The sequence below is a fragment of the Psychrobacter cibarius genome, assembly GCF_904845955.1.
GTDB classification, from domain to species: Bacteria; Pseudomonadota; Gammaproteobacteria; order Pseudomonadales; family Moraxellaceae; genus Psychrobacter; species Psychrobacter cibarius_B.
The window spans coordinates 1-17,750 of record NZ_CAJGYX010000007.1 but is presented as its reverse complement, the minus strand read 5'-3'; the positions used below and the strand labels follow the sequence as shown (position 1 = coordinate 17,750).

At 42.9% G+C, this 17,750-nt stretch carries 14 protein-coding genes and 1 pseudogene; 13 read left to right on the top strand and 2 right to left on the bottom strand.

Annotated features, from left to right (window positions below):
• Positions 1-105: 105 nt before the first annotated feature.
• A complete protein-coding gene (corA, locus tag JMV76_RS12495; RefSeq protein ID WP_201502918.1) occupies positions 106-1,320 on the bottom strand; it encodes a magnesium/cobalt transporter CorA in 1,215 nt (404 codons plus the stop codon).
• 74 nt (positions 1,321-1,394) lie between these two features.
• Entirely contained in the window at positions 1,395-1,784 is a 390-nt protein-coding gene (locus JMV76_RS12490; protein ID WP_045451983.1) for a DUF2237 family protein, read from the bottom strand.
• Positions 1,785-2,263: 479 nt separating this feature from the next.
• On the opposite strand from JMV76_RS12490, the gene JMV76_RS12485 reads away from it, so the two are divergent.
• From JMV76_RS12485 to JMV76_RS12425, 13 genes and pseudogenes are all read left to right on the top strand, one after another.
• A complete protein-coding gene (locus JMV76_RS12485; protein ID WP_201502917.1) occupies positions 2,264-3,571 on the top strand; it encodes an ATP phosphoribosyltransferase regulatory subunit in 1,308 nt (435 codons plus the stop codon).
• Positions 3,572-3,702: 131 nt separating this feature from the next.
• Entirely contained in the window at positions 3,703-4,992 is a 1,290-nt protein-coding gene (locus JMV76_RS12480) for an adenylosuccinate synthase (RefSeq protein ID WP_201502916.1), read from the top strand.
• Between the two features lie 333 nt (positions 4,993-5,325).
• The gene (locus JMV76_RS12475) at positions 5,326-5,742 is read left to right on the top strand and encodes a lysozyme inhibitor LprI family protein (RefSeq protein WP_060490620.1); all 417 of its coding nucleotides are present in this window, start codon (positions 5,326-5,328) and stop codon (positions 5,740-5,742) included.
• Positions 5,743-6,179: 437 nt separating this feature from the next.
• Positions 6,180-6,611, top strand: coding sequence for a nucleoside-diphosphate kinase (ndk, locus tag JMV76_RS12470; RefSeq protein WP_055124481.1), 432 nt, complete (start codon positions 6,180-6,182; stop codon positions 6,609-6,611).
• 419 nt (positions 6,612-7,030) lie between these two features.
• On the top strand, positions 7,031-8,272 hold the full coding sequence (gene rlmN, locus JMV76_RS12465; protein ID WP_201502915.1) for a 23S rRNA (adenine(2503)-C(2))-methyltransferase RlmN: 1,242 nt from the start codon (positions 7,031-7,033) through the stop codon (positions 8,270-8,272).
• A gap of 213 nt (positions 8,273-8,485) precedes the next feature.
• Positions 8,486-9,436 carry a type IV pilus biogenesis/stability protein PilW gene (pilW, locus tag JMV76_RS12460; RefSeq protein ID WP_227690381.1) on the top strand — a complete coding sequence of 317 codons (951 nt, stop codon included), beginning with the start codon at positions 8,486-8,488 and terminating at the stop codon, positions 9,434-9,436.
• Positions 9,433-10,245 (top strand): helix-turn-helix domain-containing protein, encoded by an 813-nt coding sequence (locus JMV76_RS12455; protein WP_201502914.1) that lies wholly within the window; start codon positions 9,433-9,435, stop codon positions 10,243-10,245. Before pilW ends, JMV76_RS12455 begins: the two co-directional genes overlap by 4 nt.
• Before the next feature lie 133 nt (positions 10,246-10,378).
• Positions 10,379-11,494 (top strand): flavodoxin-dependent (E)-4-hydroxy-3-methylbut-2-enyl-diphosphate synthase, encoded by a 1,116-nt coding sequence (gene ispG, locus JMV76_RS12450; RefSeq protein WP_201502913.1) that lies wholly within the window; start codon positions 10,379-10,381, stop codon positions 11,492-11,494.
• 64 nt (positions 11,495-11,558) lie between these two features.
• Positions 11,559-12,848, top strand: coding sequence for a histidine--tRNA ligase (gene hisS, locus JMV76_RS12445; RefSeq protein ID WP_201502912.1), 1,290 nt, complete (start codon positions 11,559-11,561; stop codon positions 12,846-12,848).
• Between the two features lie 55 nt (positions 12,849-12,903).
• The gene (locus tag JMV76_RS12440; RefSeq protein WP_201502911.1) at positions 12,904-13,689 is read left to right on the top strand and encodes a YfgM family protein; all 786 of its coding nucleotides are present in this window, start codon (positions 12,904-12,906) and stop codon (positions 13,687-13,689) included.
• A 299-nt stretch (positions 13,690-13,988) separates the two neighbouring features.
• Positions 13,989-15,137 carry an outer membrane protein assembly factor BamB gene (gene bamB / locus JMV76_RS12435; protein WP_201502978.1) on the top strand — a complete coding sequence of 383 codons (1,149 nt, stop codon included), beginning with the start codon at positions 13,989-13,991 and terminating at the stop codon, positions 15,135-15,137.
• A gap of 381 nt (positions 15,138-15,518) precedes the next feature.
• Positions 15,519-16,961, top strand: a complete 1,443-nt coding sequence (gene der, locus JMV76_RS12430; protein WP_055124475.1) for a ribosome biogenesis GTPase Der — start codon at positions 15,519-15,521, stop codon at positions 16,959-16,961.
• A gap of 220 nt (positions 16,962-17,181) precedes the next feature.
• Positions 17,182-17,750: pseudogene (locus JMV76_RS12425) on the top strand (sensor histidine kinase); the annotation flags it as partial.

The window sequence follows — 17,750 nt, the reverse complement described above, 5'->3', positions numbered from 1 at the left end:
ATAAGAATTATTATCAATAATAAAGTGGAAAAACAGCACCATGAAGGATGCTGTTTTTAAAAGCTGAACGCTGACTATCAATGAAACATCAACTATAAATTTTGGTTATAACCATTTAAGCCTTTTAAAATTGTAATATAAATAGCCACATAATGATCCAATGATGAGCATGATGACAAAGTAGGAATATTGCCAATGCAGCTCGGGCATGAAATCAAAGTTCATCCCATAGATACCTGCAATGGCCGTCGGTACAGCTAAAATACCTGCCCAAGCAGCAAGCTTACGAACCACCTCGTTCTGTCCCATATTAACCATGGCCATATAGGTATTCATGACCACACTCAGCATCTCGTTTAGACCATTAATGGCGTCTAATGAGTGTAGCAAATGGTCATTGACGTCGCGGAAGTAGGGCTTAGCGGCCTGAGAAAACCCAGAGACCATCTCGCTTTTTTTATGATTGATAAAAAAACTACAGATATCTTGTACTGGTAAAATAATCGCCCGCATGTGTACGAGTTGCGATTTGAGCTCATAAAGGTTTTTTAATGTACCTTTATCAAACTCATAGGTAAACACGTAACGTTCTTGCTCACGCAAATAGCGACCTAAACGATCGGTAATCGGCATATAATTATCCACGATAAAATCGAGAATAGCATGCAGTACAAATATCGGCCCCATACGCAGCTTTTCAGGGCGACGATGACAATGCTCACGGACAGGTGCGTAGGAATTTGATGGACCATTACGGATGGTAATCAGGTAGTTTTTGCCCATAAATATCGCGGTGGTGCCATAGCGAATGACATTGTCCTCAAGCTTAGCGGTACGCAATACCACAAACACCATGTCATTGTCGTAGTTCTCGACTTTGGCACGCTGGTGATCGGCGAAAGCATCCTCAATCGCCAACTCATGTAGCCCAAAGGCTTCTTTGACTTTGACCATGGTTTCTAGGCTTGGATCATAGAGACCAAGCCAAATAAACTGACCATTATTATTTAAGGCACGACTAACATCGTTTAGCGCTAATTTATCGAGATTTTCACCGGTCTTACGTGAATAAGCATAGCAATTGACGACTTCATCGGCACTGGAAGAGTCAATATCCTCATAGCGTTCAGAGTCAGGATCGTAGACCGTCATGGTCTCGATGGTGTCCTCAGTGGTGGTATCAGCATCGCCATAGATATAGCTGTCGTCATTGTCTAGATAGAGATGTTCATCATTCATATCGGCGTAAATACGATTGATATTAGAGTCAGGTGCAATACGCGCGGTTTTTTTGATCAACTGGTCGTTATTGTTTTCCATACACCCTCCCTTTATAAAGTAAAAAACGTGTCACAATCAGAACTTATAATGATTGTTGTTAATAATGATCGTTATTAAAGGGCGTAACTTTTCAAAGTATCAATATCGACCAAGCTCAGTAAGCTTTCGTGGCAAGCTTCTAGTTTGATTTGCGGGGCAATATCAAAGTCCAAAGCTTCGACCCAGCGTAACGCGCAAATGCACCAATAATCACCAGGCTTAAGACCAGAAAATCCATACTCAGGTAGCGGCGTAATCAAATCATTGCCGCGACTGGCAGAAAAGTTCAAAAACTCGCTGGTCATCTTGGCGCATACGGTGTGTTGACCAACGTCATGGTTGCCAGTATGACAAAAGCCGTTGCGGTAATAACCGGTAATAGGGTCAAAGCAGCAGCTGGCAAGTGCCGTACCTAAGACATTGGCTTGATTGTTGGCAGGGTTTGGGTGGTAATCAGATGACATAAGGCTTCCGAGATAAAAATATGGCTTAGTGTACCATGAGTCGGTATCGAAGGCGTTGTTCTCACTTTGCTCATTATTTTCTTTATGATATAAAATGATGGTAACCATTTTTGAGTCAACGATTACTTATATAGTCTACAGATAACCTTCATAGATTAAGTGCTGATAAGACGTAATTAGATAGTAATTGTGGCTAATTGTCACTAGGCGAACCTTGGCTGCTATGCTAAACTAAAGCATAGAGTGCCTTGATTATTTAACGCCGTTTATTAGCGCATAAAGATACTCGTCTTATCATTCTAAATTATACTTATTACTCACCCTTTTGCGGCTACCTAGTTTGTTTATAAATAATTGGGTCAATGATGTTGCGCGTTAAAAATAAAAATGCATGGCGTCAATGCAATTGTAAATATAACCTTTAAGTACCGCATCAGTACCGCGTTTTTGGTAAGCGATACGCCAAACAAGGATTTATTGTGTCTGTCAGTTCTGATTCTGCAAAACTTGCCCAGTTAAATACGACTAATGAAGCGGCGGCTCAGCCTGCTGAAAACACTGCTACCTCTACTAGCATGCCATATTTAAACAACTTTGCCAGCGACGTTGCCAATAGCTGGTTGCTGCCTGATGGGGTGGTGGATGTGCTGTTCGAAGATGCGCGTAAGCAAGAAGTGCTTAGGTATCAGCTGACTCAGCAGCTTATTGGTCATGGTTATCAGTTGGTCAATCCACCAATGATTGAATTTACTGAGTCATTGTTGAGTGGCGCCTCAGAAGATTTAAAGCGCCAAACCTTCAAGATTATCGATCAGCTAACAGGTCGCTTGATGGGTCTGCGTGCGGATATTACCCCGCAGATTTTGCGTATTGATGCGCATTGGGGCGGCACAGGTATTGCGCGTTATTGCTATGCAGGTGATGTGATTCATACCTTGCCATCAGGGCTGTTTGGCTCACGTACGCCTTTGCAGCTCGGCGCTGAAATATTTGGCTGTGCTTCACTTGCCGCAGATATTGAGCTGATAGATGTGTTGTTTGGCATGATAAATAAGCTAAATATGAGTGCGACGCTGCATATAGACTTGGGTCATGTGGCGATATTCAAACGCTTGGCTGAGTTGGCAGCGTTGTCTGATAATGACACTGAGCAACTCATGCATTTATATGCCAATAAAAATCTACCAGAGCTAAAGCGTGTCTGCCAGTTATTGTCAATGGGTGATGATTTTTATGCATTGGCACGTTTTGGTCATGATATTACCAATCTATTGGCGAGATTGTCAGAGACTGCACAGCAGGACACGCAAGTCGCAACTGCTATCAATGAATTACAACGCTTAAAAACACATTTACAAGACCAGTGGCAATGCCCTGTGAGTATCGATGTGACGGAATTATCAGGCTATCATTATCACACGGGTATTGTGTTCAACGGCTATATCAATAGTGAGACGCAACCTCTGGTACGTGGCGGTCGTTTCGATGGTATGCAAAGCGGCAACCAGTTAGCAATCAATCAGCCACGTGAAGCCACTGGTTTTAGTATGGATGTCAGTCGTTTGCTTGCACACACGCAGCTTGAGGCGCCCATTATCGTATTGGTCGACTATGAAGCATTGAGCAGTGCGAACCAAGAACAGAGACAGATACTGCTACAGCAGGTTGAGAGTTTACGTGAGCAAGGCTATCGTGTCACCATGCCATTGAATGCAGAGGATTGCCCAGTTGGTATGACGCATCGTTTGAGCTTTATAGATAATCATTGGCAGTTACAGAGTATTTAAGCATTAGTTTTTAATATTAATATTAGTATTATTACCATTTTTTAACGTCTTTAAAATCAAGATAACGAAAGTTATCACAGGTTTTAAACCGTTATTGCACACACCTCAATACATAAAGGTAAGGATTGATCATGGGTAAGAATGTCGTAGTTTTGGGTAGCCAATGGGGCGATGAAGGTAAAGGTAAAATCGTCGATTTACTAACCGAAAAAGCTTCAGCAGTTGCACGTTTTCAAGGCGGACATAACGCTGGTCACACGTTAGTTGTCGATGGCAAAACCACCATCCTACATTTAATCCCATCAGGTATTTTACGTGAAGGCGTTATCTGCTTCATCGGTAACGGCGTGGTGTTAGCACCTGACGCATTATTGAAAGAGATGAAAGAGCTAGAAGACAACAACGTACCAGTACGTGAGCGTCTGCGTATCTCTCCAAACTGCCCACTTATCATGCCGTATCATGTGGCACTTGACCAAGCACGTGAAGCAAAACGCGGTACTGGTAAAATCGGTACGACAGGTCGCGGAATTGGACCTGCTTACGAAGACAAAGTAGCCCGCCGTGCTATCAAGCTTGCTGACTTGTTCCGTGATGATTTAGAAGAAAAACTCCGCAACTTAATCGAATATCATAACTTCCAATTGACTCAGTATTATAAAGTTGAAGCGATTGATTTTGATGAGACACTTAAGCTTTGCCAAGAGTGGAAAGAAGAGATTAAAGGCATGGTTACTGATGTGACCGAAGACCTTAATCAATTGCGTTTGGCTGGTAAGAACCTGATGTTTGAAGGCGCGCAAGGTACATTACTTGATATCGATCATGGTACATATCCGTTTGTGACTAGCTCAAGCGTAACCGCTGGCGGCGTGTCTACTGGTACAGGTATCGGTCCATTGTACTTAGATTACGTACTTGGTATCACTAAAGCTTATACTACCCGTGTCGGTAGTGGTCCATTCCCAACTGAGCTATTTGATGATGTTGGTGCGCATTTGGCTAAAGTCGGTCATGAATTTGGTGCGACCACTGGTCGTGCGCGTCGCTGTGGTTGGTTCGATGCGGAAGCATTACGCCGTGCCGTGGTGCTGAACTCTATGTCAGGTATCTGCTTAACTAAGCTTGACGTATTAGATGGTCTTGAAGAGTTACTAATCGGTGTGGGTTATAACTTGCCTGAGACTGAATGTGCAGGTGCACACGATGCTGAATTCTATGAGTCAGTCACGCCTAAGTATGAGACGATGCAAGGGTGGAGTGAGTCAACCGTTGGTATCACTAACTATGATGAACTTCCAGAAAATGCGAAAAAATATATCAAACGTATCGAAGCGTTGATTGGTTGCCCAGTTGATATTATCTCAACCGGTCCTGATCGCGAAGAGACAATCGTATTGCGTGACCCGTATGATGCTTAGTTTCTTATCGTAAAATTTAATTAGTTTAAGCGTTCATAAAAAAATCCCAGTGCTGAGCATTGGGATTTTTTTATGAGTATTACCTTGTGAGTAATGTCTTATAAGTAAATTCTCATCATTTTTTATTATGCTAACTATTATTAACGCCAAGTGATAAAAAGTGTTAATCACTATTAATCTCTAACGATAAAAAATCAAGATATCTGGCAATTGAATAAATTGAGATAAGAAAAAATAGTATAAAAGAGAGAATTGCTAACATTATTCTGGTTTAATTGGTATATTATGTCATAAATGAATGTAACTTTATCAATATATAAAAAGGAAAACGTGATGAAAGCGACTATTATCAAGCACTCTATAGGCAAAACAGCTTTAGCGCTGCTAACGTCTGCGGCTTTTATGTTTCCTATGCTGTCATGGGGCGCGCAAAACTGTGACAAACCCAACAATGATTTTGATGATTTATATTGCTTAACGAAAGTATATTTAGAAGCGGATAAAGAGCTGAATAATTCTTATGCAAAATTGGCTAAGCAGTTAAATAGCCAGCAAAAATCCAAACTCAAACGTGGACAATTGGCGTGGATACGCGAGCGTAATGACCAATGTAGTTATAATAATGATGAAGGATTTTTTGTCAATATGGGCTGTGCGACTCGGGTGACAACTGAGCGAGTGAACTTCTTAAATGATCGTGTGCGTGAATGTAGCGCTGGCAGTTGCCGCGACAGCCGCTTAGGCGAGTAGTTGTTTTTTAGTATTGCTTGAAAGCAGTGACCTTCATAGCTGCGTATTAACAAAATCCCTTAGCATTATATGCTGAGGGATTTTTTTGGTAACACTTACATAGAGTTTTCGCCAAGTTGGTTTTATGCTCATTAATGACAAAGATAGTTAGTGATGAGATACGTAGGGTAAGAATCTGCTATTGATGAATGCTCACTTTGTCTTAAGATAAGCTGCGGTCATAAATTTACTTTTATGCAAGGTGCGGTCATAAATTAACCCTATCATTTATAGCGCTAATCATTATAATAGGCAGCAATCCTGTGTTGGCGCTCATATTATCGCATTGATAGACCATGAGTTATTTAAATATGCCTAAGTCAACATTGCGGCCAAAGATAAAACAAAGTATTTACCATCTCATTTTTATCGAATTCATTATTTATTAGGAGCTTTTCATGGCTAACGAACGTACTTTATCTATCATCAAACCTGACGCAGTAGCTGGCAACAACATCGGCGCTATCTACGATCGTTTTGAAAAATCAGGTCTAAAAATTGTTGCCGCTAAAATGATGCAACTTGATGATAAAAAAGCGGGCGGTTTTTACGCTGAGCACGCTGAGCGTCCATTCTACAACGATCTAGTGTCATTTATGACTTCAGGTCCAGTATTGGTATCTGTATTAGAAGGCGAAAATGCGATCGCTAAGCATCGTGATATCATGGGCGCTACTAACCCGAAAGACGCCGCTGAAGGCACTATTCGTGCTGACTTCGCTAGCAGCATCGATGAAAACGCGGTTCATGGTTCAGATTCAGCTGAATCAGCAGCACGTGAAATCAGCTACTTCTTCAATGAAGAAGAAGTGTGTGCACGTACGCGTTAATATAGTAAACCAAATATAGTCTGTTACGGTGTCAGACTCGCTTAATGTACTCAATGTACAATTGGCGCTTGTCTTCCTTGTACCAGCTCTATATTTGATTCACTATGCACTAATAGCTTATAAAATTGACTATAAATTATTAGTGTGGCAAGACGGCTTATATCTTTTGGTATAAGCCGTTTTAGCTATTATAATAGTCTGACTATGTGTTGAAATTTTAGTGTTGAAATTTTAACTTTTCTCCCTCATTATTGGTTTTATATAGCGTTATCAATCCTTTATCAGCATATTACTTTTAGCTTTTGGTAAAAAATGCGCTCATAACGGATTGCTCATGCACTCATATATTGAGTACGTCTGCAACACCCATCTCAACAATTGTATCGCTCATACCAGTAGATACAAAAAGGTTATTTATTATGTCAACTGCTCAAACTCCTATTCAAACTGACGTCCAACAAGTCCCTGCTAAGACTACTAAGAGTATAAAATTAGTAGACGAGGCGCAGGCGAAAACCAATCTACTAGGTATGACACAAGCGCAGCTGGCGGAATACTTTAAGAGTATTGGCGAAAAGCCGTTTCGCTCGACGCAAGTCATCAAGTGGATATATCAGCAGGGTGTCACTGATTTTGAGCAAATGACCAATCTAAGTAAATCTTTGCGTGATAAATTATCAGCCAATGCCTGCGTCATTCCGCCGAAAGTGATTCATCGTCAATACAGTGATGACGGCACGCGTAAATGGGTATTTGAAGTCACGGGTGGCTCGTTGGTCGAGACCGTACTGATTCCCGCAGATGACAGTAAATTAAACGGTCGTAAAACCTTGTGTGTCTCTTCGCAAGTGGGCTGTGCGCTCGACTGTAGCTTTTGTAGTACGGGTAAGCAGGGCTTTGAGCGCGATTTGACGGCGGCTGAGATTCTTGGACAATTATGGGTGGCAAATGCCTCTTATATGACCGATGAAAATGATAGTTTAGAAAATGTTGACCATAGTTTATGGGAAAACAACGTCACCAACGTCGTCATGATGGGTATGGGCGAGCCGTTATTAAACTATCGTCCCGTTGTCAGCTCGATGGAATTGATGCTCAGTGACCATGCTTATGGTTTATCAAAACGCCGCGTTACTTTGTCGACTTCAGGCGTCGTTCCAAAAATGTACGAGTTGGCACAGGAGCTTGACGTGGCTTTAGCGATTTCATTACACGCGCCAAATGATGAGTTGCGTAATGAGCTAGTACCAATTAATAAAAAATATCCATTAGAGCAGCTCATGGCGGCAGCGAGAAATTACGTTTTTGAAGTCAATCCGCGCCACAAAAAACACGTGACTATTGAATATGTGATGCTAGATGGTGTCAATGATAGTAATGAGCATGCTGAGCAATTGGTCGCATTATTGGGCGATTTACCGAGTAAGATTAACTTGATACCATTTAACCCGTTCCCTCATGCAAATTATGATAAGTCGAGTAATAATCGTATTCATGCCTTTAGCAATATATTAAGTGAAGCAGGTTTTGTTTGTACCATACGTCAAACACGCGGTGATGATATTGATGCGGCATGTGGTCAATTGGTTGGGCAAGTGGCTGACAGAACCCGTCGTTCAGCCGCGTGGCAGCAAAGCATCAAGGATCGTGAAAGTGTTTAGTATGATGGTCATATAGATGGTGAATAGACATTTTCGATGTAGCATCGTATTTGTCTTTTATCTGTCGCAATGGTAATAAAAATGTAGCAATAACGATTAGTTTGGATGTGCACAGCAATTAATGACAACTAAATTGTACTTATGCGGGCTAAATCTATTAAACTGATGCCTCGAGGATCGAACGCATTGAATCACAGTTTTATGATGGCGGCTATGATGACTTCTAGAAATTCTTGTCAGTTCAATTATCAAAAAATATTTTCTCAAACTTATAAGCGATTGAGTACAGCGAATGGACAAGTGGCTATTGACCCAATAGCGATGTCGAAGCGTACGGTATTAGTGACGGCATTGGTAGGGCTGCTGCTCACTGGTTGTCAAAGCACGCCGACCAATGATTTGACAAACATCGCGGCTTATCAAACGTCTACGCGACCCAATGACAATCGTAACTTAGATCAACAAGAAATTGCTCGCGTGCGCACTTCACTTGCCGCGCAATATATCCGCAAAAATGAGCTTGATACCGCTCAGCGCCAACTCGAAAAAGCCTTTGCTGCCGATAGCCGTTACGCGCCAGCCTATGATATGATGGGCGTTTTGCTGCAGCAAGAGGGCAGTCGACTCAATCTCGAAAAAGCCGATCAATATTTTAAAAAAGCGATCACGCTTGATAAAGATTTTGAGCAAGCCCACAATAACTATGGCGTTTATTTGTCACAAATGAAGCGCTATCGTGAGGCGGCAGAGCAGTTTGAGATTGCGGGTTCAGCATTAGGTTACGAAGGTCGTATTGGTGCGCTAGAGAATCTAGGGCGCACTTACTTACAGCTAGGGGATCGCAGTGCGGCTGCTAAAGCATTTTTACGGGCACTTGATGGCAATCGTAATAGTATTATTGCCCATATCGAGTTGGTTGATTTATTGCTTGAGCAGCAACGTGTTCCACAGGCTCAAAGGCTTTATGATGAAACCTTGATACTGGTGCAAGGGCAGGGCATTAGCCCGCGCTTGCTATTACAAGGTATCAAATTGGCCGCTGCACAAAATAACATAACGACGCGCCAGCAATTGGCACAGCAGCTTTTATCTGCTTATCCTTTAAGTGATGAAGCAAAACAACTTAAGACTTGGCTTAACAATCCAGAGGCACCATGGAAATGACCACCCCATCATTAAACACTCAATCTAACGCTCAGGGATCATTTGGTGCCGTGTTGCAGCAAGCCCGTAAAAATAAGCAAATCAGCTTAGACGAGGTGGCTGCTGAGTTATTTATTTTAAAGCGTCATTTACAAGCGCTGGAAAATGAAAATTTTTCGGAGATGCCGCAAGCTGCTTTTGCCCGTGGGTTTGCCATCAATTATGCTAAGTTTTTGGGTTTGGATCCTGTAAAAATAGCGACCAGCTTTGATGCCGCTTATCCTACGGAGCTGAAAGCAAAGTCAGTGAATAACACGGATACGCCACTGCGTCCAATGGGCACGTTGCAACGTGATACGCACAATCGTATTCGTTTTAACCCACTACTGATCATCGCCGTTATTGGTGTCATTATTTTAGCGATTTTCTTATTTCGCATGGTGAGTAATGCAAGTAAAGAGAATACCGAGCAGCCAATATCGACGGTCGAAGACGTCTCAGCGATAGAGCAAGCGCAAGGTGCGGCAATCAATACTGATGAGATGGGCGTTGGTGCCTCTGGCTCTGCTCTAAACTTGGGCGGCGATGCAAGTCCAGCGTCTTTAGATGTCAAACTGACGGATACCGCCGTCGTTAGTATTACTGATGCCTCTGGTAGCAGCCTAATGAGTGGCTCACAGACATCTGGGGATTATAAACTGTCAGGTACGCCGCCGTTTAATGTACAAATTGATAATGTTGATAATGTCAGCATAATGCTTAACCAAGAAGCGGTTGCGCTAAATACTTATGCAACGGATAAGCAAGCCAATTTTGAGTTAGCGCCTTAACTTTTTAAGCGGCTAATTGTGAATGCTAGTCTTATCGACTGCTGTACAAGATTTATTTTTAAAAGTTGCTATCTGCAAGCTATTATAAGTGTGTTTTTTCTGCGTTTTTTCGCTTTAACTGAAGGGTTTGTCTATGTCAACGTCAGCGCCTATTAACCGTCGCCTTACCAAAAAAATATATGTCGGTGATGTCGCGATTGGTGGTGATGCGCCGATTAGTGTGCAGAGTATGACCAATACAGATACTTGCGATGTGGCAGCAACTGTCGCCCAAATCGAACGCTGCGTTGAAGCTGGTGCGGATTTGATGCGGGTGTCGACGCCAACGATGGATACGGTCAAAGCTTTTGGCGAAATTCGTAAGCTGGTCAGTGTGCCTTTGATTGCAGATGTGCATTTCGACCACAAAATTGCGTTAGCAGTTGCCGAAGCAGGGGCTGACTGTCTGCGTATTAATCCAGGTAACATCGGTAGCGACGCCAAAGTACGTGAAGTGGTCGCCTGTGCCAAATATTACAACATCCCTATTCGTATCGGTGTCAATGCAGGCTCGCTCGAAAAAGACATTCAGCGCAAATATACCGAGCCAACTGGCGAGGCGATGCTTGAATCAGCCATACGCCATATCGATATATTAGAGCGTCTAAATTTTGATCAATATAAAGTATCGGTTAAAGCCAGCAATGTGTTTTTGACCTTGGATGCGTATCGCCTGATTTCTGCCCAAATTGATAATCCACTGCATTTAGGCGTCACCGAGGCAGGCGTTTATCGTACGGGCGCGGTTAAATCCGCGATTGCACTTGGCGGGTTATTATTAGATGGCATTGGTGATACCATTCGTATCTCACTGGCGGCAGAGCCTGAAGAAGAAATTAAAATCGGCTTTGATATTCTAAAATCGCTCAATATACGTTCTAATGGTGTCAACTTTATTGCGTGCCCAAGCTGCTCGCGCCAAGAGTTTGATGTGATTCGAGTTATGACGGCTTTAGAGTCGCGTTTAGAAGACATTCGTGAACCAATGAACCTGTCTGTGATCGGCTGTAAAGTAAATGGTCCTGGTGAAGCCAAAGAGGCCGATATTGGCATTGTTGGTGCTGCACCAAGATCCTTGGTATATCGTATGGGTGAAAAAAGCCATCTTATCGATACCGATAATTTGGTCGATGAAATAGAAGGCATGGTACGCGCACATGCCGAAGATTTGGCTAAAAAACGCGAGAATGAGATTATCCGCGTAAAATAAAACACTATTATGAGCAAAAAATAAAAGAGACACTTGTTAAAATTTTTAAGGATATGACCGTACCATGATTAAAGCTATCAAAGGGTTTAATGATATTTTGCCTGATCAGTCCGCAAAATGGCTGCATTTAGAAGCGATATTGGCTGAAGTGCTGGGCAGATACGGCTTTGAGCATATTCGTTTGCCAATCGTTGAGCAAACCGATTTGTTTGCGCGTGCCATTGGTGGCGCGACTGATATTGTCGAAAAAGAGATGTATAGCTTTACCGATAAGTCTGAGCCACCAACGCCGTTGGCTCTACGCCCTGAAGGTACGGCAGGTGCAGTACGTGCTGTGATTGAGCACAACTTGCTGCGCGGTGATACGCCTAAGTTATGGTATATCGGTCCAATGTTTCGCTATGAGCGTCCACAAAAAGGTCGTTATCGTCAATTTCATCAAATAGGTGTTGAAAGCTTTGGTAGTGCCTTACCAGATGCTGACGCTGAGCTGATCGCCATGACCCATCTAATGTGGCAGGAGTTGGGTCTAAAAGATGAGATGCGTTTAGAGCTAAACAGTCTGGGCGAAATTGATGAGCGTCATGCTTATCGCGAAGCATTGGTTGCTTATTTAACCGATAAAAAAGATCAGCTGGATGAAGACAGCAAGCGCCGCCTGACCACCAATCCGCTACGTATTTTAGACAGCAAAGAAGCAAGCACCCAAGCTCTATTGGTAGATGCGCCTAAGCTTGCTGACTTTTTAGGTGAAGAGAGCGTGGCACACTTTGAACAAGTACAAGCCTATTTAACAGAGCTGGGTATTAATTTTGAGATCAATCCACACCTAGTACGCGGTCTTGATTATTACAACAAAACGGTTTTTGAGTGGGTGACTGACAAGCTTGGTAGCCAAGCGACCGTTTGTGCAGGCGGTCGTTATGATGGTTTGATCGGGCAACTAAAATCCATCGGTACTGATGGCAATAAGCCAGTAAAATCTGAGCCTGCTGTTGGATTTGCCATGGGGCTTGAGCGTTTATTACTGTTAATGGAAGCAGTTGCGCCAATTGCTGATGTTCCCGCTTGCGATGTTTTCGTTGTTGCGCATCCAGAAGTTTATAGTGCTGGTATTGGCTATGCCCAACGCCTACGCTATAGTCGCCCAGATATTCGGGTGAAAATGGCGAGTGCGACGAGCCTAAAAGCGCAAATGAAGAAAGCCGATAAGTCAGGTGCTGCATTGACCGTTATTATTGCGCAGCAAGAGCTGGATGATAATACCCTCAGCGTTAAAGACATGCAGACGGGCGAACAACAGACGGTTGCGACAGATTGGCTGTCGAGCAAAGAAAATTTTATCCGTCAGTAATCGATTGCGGTTTTAGCATTAGCAATTTAATAACACTTTTATCAGGTAAACACATATGGCTCTGACACCCAATTCGCCGAATGCAGACAATTCAATGCAAGCGTTAAAGCAGTATGGCAGGTATATTGTCACTGCGATTTTGTTGGCACTGGCCGCTTATTTTGGTTGGACATATTGGCAGGACAACCATGCGCGCGTAGACACCGTTGCAGCAGATCATTATGCAGACATTCAGCGGTTGTATGAAGAAGTCAGTTTGGCCTTACAAAACCCTGATTTGGAAGCAGAAGCACAAGCAGCACTTGCACAAAGTCGCACCCAGCTAAATAAAGATATTGATGCGCTAGTTAGCAAGCATGGTGAGTCGGTTTACGCTTGGCAGGCACTGATGATTAAAGCGCGTCAGCAAGTAGATAATAATGAATTTACCGAGGCAAGTGAAACCCTCAAAAAAGCATTGGCCATTGATTTAGGTGATGCAGGTTTACAGGCAATTACTCGTTTGCGCTATGCGACAACGTTACTGGCGGCAGGCGATACGGATGCTGCATTAGCAGAAGCCAACAATGATATGCCAAGCTCATTTGAAGCCAGCCAACAAGAGTTGTTAGGGGATATTTATTTGGCACAAGATAATAAAGACTCAGCGATCAAGTCGTACAATAATGCTTGGGAGTTGTTACGCAATCGTCAAGAGACGCGTGCAGTATTGGCATTAAAGATGGAGAGTCTGGGCATCGTACCTGAGCCTATCGACGAACCAGTCAGTCTGATTCAAGAGTCAAGTAGTGCTGCACAGCCCTTAGTGGAAGAAAATGCTGCTGCCGAGGTTGCGCAATAATTGTACAGTAAAAAGCGCTGTTAACCAATAATAGCGTTTGCGTTCTACCTAATGCCTGATAATTGCTAGTCAATAGCGCGTATCTATAACCGTTCTACAAGCTAAGTGGTGCAGTAAAACAGCATCGGATAGACCATCAGCACTCATTGAATGTGCTTGATGAATACTAATCGCCGATCTTACATTTACTGATAACCAATTTACTAATTAATAATAATTTATTTGTAGTGAGAACTCATAATGACTCAATCTATTCGCTCTAGCAAGATATCAAAGTTAAAACCGTCAAATCGACGGTGATGCATGTGGCAGTATTGGCAGTGATGAGCACTGCAGTGATTGGGTGTAATCGCGGTATTAAACCCGTCGTCAATGATCCAGTCAAGCTGGTACAGACTGCTGAGCCCATCAGTGTGTTGCAACCGGTTTTTAGCACGGATATTGGCAATAAAAAAGCCAGTAAGAAAGATCCATTAGACTTGCAAGTAGGTTATGTCAATGGCCAAATCGTCACTGCATCGCGCGGTGGGGACTTGACCGGCTTTAACAGTGCAGGCGAACGTTTATGGTCGATCAACGTTGGCGATCAAATCACGGGCGGTGTTGCTTTAGATGCTTTAAGCCAAGCAGCGATTATTAGCACACGCGGTGGTCAAGTGATGGCATTTGATAGTGTAACTGGTGCAAAACGCTGGCAGAAGCAGCTATCAGGATCAGTATTTACACCCGCTTTAATTACCAATAACCGTGTCATTCTATCAGCGAACGATGGCTTTTTACATGGCTTGTCACTACAGACAGGTCAGTCAGTCTGGCAGTTTGCCACACAAGTGCCAGCCATCAGTGTGCGCGGTAGTGCGGCGCCAACGTTATTAGATAGCAAAACGGTATTATTGGCGACTGCTGATGGTCGTTTACATGCGGTGACGACTGATAGTGGTTTACCGCAGTGGTCAAGACGTGTTGGCGTTGGCACTGGTAGTAGTGAAGTTGAGCGCATGAGTGATGTCGATGGTACGCCGATCGTCGATAAAAACCAGCTATTTGCCATCAGTTATAGTGGTCAGTTATTAGGTATTGATTTGGCTTCGCGTCAAGTCATGTTTGTCAACGAGCTTGCCAGCTTAAAGTCACTTGCTGTAAATAACCAGCAAGTGATTGGTACCAGCTTAGAGGGCAAAGTGGTTGCCTATAATCGCAGTAATGGTGAGGTTCTTTGGGAAAGTGAAGAGCTGGCTTATCGTCATTTAACCAATCCTGTAATGATTGGCAATTATATTGCCGTGGGTGATTTTGACGGCATGGTACACTTATTTGATCCAGCTAGCGGTAAAATCGTTAGCCGTGTACAAACTAAGGGTGCTTTGAGTAGCTTGCAAGTACAAGGCAGCCGCTTGATGACACAGAGCACATCAGGACAAGTTGCTATTTGGCAATTAGCCCGCTAAGCTTTTTATCGGTTAATGCTTACTTAGATAGTATGTTTGATATTATCGTTAAGCCAACGGGTTGATTGCAATTTTAGAAAACACAAACGCTGCTTCGTCAGCGTTTAGTGCCTTGTGTAAATTGCTTGTTTAAATACAGGCTTTCGCGTACTCTATGCGACCGATGCGCTGTAGGTGTTATCCATATATATTATTTATTTATCATTTAGTCATCCTATGTACCACTTGCTAATTGTAAAATAGCTGACTATTATTTTTGCTATTGTTTTATCATTCATTTTAATTTGCGGTCAAGAGCAGCTTATTCACGACTACTGTTATATCACTGGTTATAAGAATAACTGTACTGCCCGCCATTGTGCCTTTCACTGAGAGTAACCCATGAGTATCAAGCCTGTGGTCGCCTTAATTGGTCGTCCAAACGTCGGTAAATCTACCTTATTTAATCAGTTCACAAAAAGTCGGCAGGCATTGGTTGCTGATTTGTCAGGACTGACTCGTGATCGTCAGTACGGTGATGCGACCTATGAAGACAAATCTTTTATCGTTGTAGACACTGGTGGTATTGGTGAGGCGGATGACGGTAGCGGCAACATTGATGATTATATGTCTGAGCAATCGCATACAGCGATTCATGAAGCAGACATCATCGTATTTGTGGTGGATGCTCGTGCTGGTATGATCGGCGCAGATGCTGAGATTGGTAAGTTTTTGCACACCCTTGGCAAACCAGTCTATGTGGTTGCCAATAAAGTCGATGGTGCTCACGACGCTGCACCTGCCGAGTTTTATGCATTAGGATTGGGTGAGCCATATCCGATGGCAGCAAGTCATGGTCGCGGTGTCGGTAATTTGCTTGAAATATTGACGGCTGATATGCCTGAGCAAGAGAATGTTGTAGAGCCAAAAGGTTTGAAGCTAGCGATCATAGGTCGTCCAAACGTTGGTAAATCGACGCTAGTCAATCGTCTATTGGGTGAAGACCGAGTAGTGGTTTTTGATATGCCCGGTACCACGCGTGACAGTATTTATATTCCTTATACACGCGAAGGTAAGGACTACGTCTTAATCGATACTGCTGGTGTGCGCCGCCGCGGTAGAATTGATGAAAAAGTAGAAAAATTCTCGGTCATTAAAACCCTACAAGCAATCGAAGATTCTAACGTAACCGTTATTGTTATTGATGCGCATGAAGGTATCGTTGATCAAGACTTGCATATGATTGGCTATGCGCTTGATGCGGGTCGTGCTCTAGTTGTTGCGATTAATAAGTGGGATGGTCTGACTGCTGATCAGAAAAATTATATCAAGATTGAGATGGATCGCCGCTTTAACTTTATCCCTTATGTAAAAGTGCATCTAATCTCAGCGCTACATGGTACGGGTGTGGGTAATCTATACCCGTCTATCTTGCGTGCTTATAAATCTTCGATGTTTGAAGTGTCAACCAATCGTTTGACTCAGATTCTGCAAGACGCGGTGACAGCCAATCCACCACCAACGGTTGCTGGTCGCCGTATTAAACTGCGCTTCGCTCACATCGGTGGTCACAATCCGCCCGTGATTGTCATTCATGGTAACCAAACCAGCGCGCTACCTAAGAGCTATCAGCGTTATCTTGAAAACCAATTCCGTCAAGTATTTAAGCTCGAAGGCACGCCGCTCAACGTTGTCCTTAAACAAAATGACAACCCATATGCCAACAAGAGCGATACGCCAACCAAAGCGAAGACGCAACAGTTGCGCCAACGCGAGCGTAATCGGGCACAGAAATTTACTACCAAAGATAAGCAGAAATTCACCAATAAAGATAAAAAGCGTTAATTTAGCAAAATGATGACGGTCTTTATATTGTTGTAGTAAATAAAGACTGTTTTATTCTATTGTTCATGCTTCTCTGTAATGTGCCATATCATGATGATTATATCGGTCATCATGATATATTAATACGTTGTTAAGTTTTATTAACATGTGATATTTCCCTCACTACTCCTACAAAATACCTGTACTATAATCAAAAGTTTTCTTAACTCAGTTAAGTAATATGAACAACCGTCCCTCTCAAACCATCTCTACGCTTATTTGGCGTTCTGTCGTACAAGCCATTATTTTGGCTGTGTTGGCAGGCTTCTTGATGTCTATCGTTTATGGTTTGTTATACCACTATAAAGAGAAGCGTCAGCATATCCAGCAATTGGCTACCATGTTGACCACCAGCGCATCGACAGCCGATGGTGCTGATATCGTGGCAGAGCAAGTGAGATTCTTGTTAGAAAGTGAACCCAGCATTAGAAGTATTTTATTTTATTCAACACCCAAACCTATTGATGAAGTTAATCAATCCAGAGATGATTGGAAGAATGCCTTATTTGCAGATACTGTCAGCCTCAATTATCCCGTTACCAGTGACGATATCGGTGATGATAGCGCGCTAGATACGTTAAACAGCAGTCAGCAATCGTCCACGACTTTATCAAATGGTGAGCAAGAATCGTCAGCGTCTAGTGAGGCCAATAAAAATAGCGCGTTAGTTGGATATATTAATCTCACTTTAGATGTGAACACCCTGCGTTCACATTGGTTTCGAAGCAATATATGCTATGGCTTATTACC

Coding starts and splice junctions, on each gene's coding strand:
- corA (WP_201502918.1), bottom strand. CDS start 1,320: ATGGAAAACAATAACGACCAGTTGATCAAAAAAACCGCGCGTATTGCA.
- JMV76_RS12490 (WP_045451983.1), bottom strand. CDS start 1,784: ATGTCATCTGATTACCACCCAAACCCTGCCAACAATCAAGCCAATGTC.
- JMV76_RS12480 (WP_201502916.1), top strand. CDS start 3,703: ATGGGTAAGAATGTCGTAGTTTTGGGTAGCCAATGGGGCGATGAAGGT.
- JMV76_RS12475 (WP_060490620.1), top strand. CDS start 5,326: ATGAAAGCGACTATTATCAAGCACTCTATAGGCAAAACAGCTTTAGCG.
- ndk (WP_055124481.1), top strand. CDS start 6,180: ATGGCTAACGAACGTACTTTATCTATCATCAAACCTGACGCAGTAGCT.
- rlmN (WP_201502915.1), top strand. CDS start 7,031: ATGTCAACTGCTCAAACTCCTATTCAAACTGACGTCCAACAAGTCCCT.
- pilW (WP_227690381.1), top strand. CDS start 8,486: ATGATGACTTCTAGAAATTCTTGTCAGTTCAATTATCAAAAAATATTT.
- JMV76_RS12455 (WP_201502914.1), top strand. CDS start 9,433: ATGACCACCCCATCATTAAACACTCAATCTAACGCTCAGGGATCATTT.
- ispG (WP_201502913.1), top strand. CDS start 10,379: ATGTCAACGTCAGCGCCTATTAACCGTCGCCTTACCAAAAAAATATAT.
- hisS (WP_201502912.1), top strand. CDS start 11,559: ATGATTAAAGCTATCAAAGGGTTTAATGATATTTTGCCTGATCAGTCC.
- JMV76_RS12440 (WP_201502911.1), top strand. CDS start 12,904: ATGGCTCTGACACCCAATTCGCCGAATGCAGACAATTCAATGCAAGCG.
- bamB (WP_201502978.1), top strand. CDS start 13,989: ATGCATGTGGCAGTATTGGCAGTGATGAGCACTGCAGTGATTGGGTGT.
- der (WP_055124475.1), top strand. CDS start 15,519: ATGAGTATCAAGCCTGTGGTCGCCTTAATTGGTCGTCCAAACGTCGGT.